Source organism: Streptomyces sp. PU-14G, from assembly GCF_041028275.1.
Classification (GTDB): domain Bacteria; phylum Actinomycetota; class Actinomycetes; order Streptomycetales; family Streptomycetaceae; genus Streptomyces.
In genome coordinates, this window is record NZ_JASKYT010000716.1 from 1 (window position 1) to 1306 (window position 1306).

General features: G+C 73.4%; 1 protein-coding gene. It reads left to right on the forward strand.

All coding sequences use genetic code 11. The features are described from left to right. Nucleotides 1–249 precede the first annotated feature (249 nt). Complete coding sequence (trmB, locus tag AB8Z75_RS34915) at nucleotides 250–984, forward strand: tRNA (guanosine(46)-N7)-methyltransferase TrmB (protein ID WP_369209154.1); 735 nt, start codon at nucleotides 250–252, stop codon at nucleotides 982–984. Nucleotides 985–1306 lie beyond the last annotated feature (322 nt).

The window sequence follows — 1306 nt, forward strand, 5'->3', positions numbered from 1 at the left end:
CCCACCCCTCCCGATCGACGATCGGCGGATGAGTAGCGAGCGGCCAGGAGCCAGCAGCGACGGGCAACGCAGCTGACGTACGGCTGGCCGTAAAATCGAAGCATCGTGTCCGAAAGCAAGAACTTCTCACCGAACGACGGCCTCGTCCGCGAGGATCTCGCCCGCCGCGACCTCGACCACGACGCCGCCCATGACGTTGCCGCCCACGGCACCCACAGCGCCCCCGACACGGAGCGTGAGCCCCGGCCCATGGCACGGATGTTCCCCCCCGGCGCCGGGCCCTCGCCCGACCCCGCCGGGTCGCACCACGAGCGCCGTATCCGCAGCTTCCAGCCCCGTCGCAGCCGGATCACCAAGGGTCAGCGGACCGCGCTGGAGCGGCTCTGGCCCCGGTGGGGCTTCGACGTGGACGGAATGCGCCAGCTCGACCTCGGCAAACTCTTCGGCGACCCCGACCTGCCCATCGTCCTGGAGATCGGCTTCGGCATGGGCGAGGCCACGGCCAAGATGGCAGCCGCCGACCCGGCCACGGGCGTCCTCGCCGTCGACGTCCACACGCCCGGCCAGGGCAACCTGCTGCGCCTCGCGGACGAGCAGGGCCTGAGCAACGTGCGGGTCGGCAACGGCGACGCCATCATCCTGCTGCGCGAGATGCTCGCCCAGGACTCGCTCTCCGGCCTGCGGATCTACTTTCCCGACCCGTGGCCGAAGGCGCGCCACCACAAGCGGCGGCTGCTGCAGCCCGAGTTCCTCGACCTGGCCGCCGGGCCGCTGCGTCCTGGCGCCCTCGTGCACTGCGCCACGGACTGGGAGGAGTACGCGGAGCAGATGCTGGACGTCCTGTCCGCGCATCCCGAGTACGCGAACACCCAGCCCGACGGCGGCTACGCGCCCCGCCCCGCACACCGCCCTCTGACCCGTTTCGAAGGGCAGGGCCTGAACAAGGGGCACGCGGTGCGGGACCTGGTGTTCCGACGCCGCTGAGCGCCGGCCACCAGCCGCCTGGAGCTGTTCCGGCCGTCCCGGACGTCCCGGCCGTTGTTGCTGCGCCGTTGCCGCAGGGCCGCAGCGCATGTCACCCACACTGGTTACTGTCGAGGCGTGCATGACGAGGCATCCGGCGCCCCAGGCGCGCCGCCGCATCCGATGACGCCCGGGCAGCCCTCGGGCGCGCCCGCGCCCGTCCCCTCGGCGCGCCCTGCCCAGCCGCAGGACGCCCGAGCGGGGCAGGACGGTGAGCACCGGGCCCCGGAGGCGGCGCGTGAGCCCCGCCCGGACCGACACTCCCCGCCGGCCCCTCCCGCAC

Coding starts and splice junctions, on each gene's coding strand:
- trmB (WP_369209154.1), top strand. CDS start 250: ATGGCACGGATGTTCCCCCCCGGCGCCGGGCCCTCGCCCGACCCCGCC.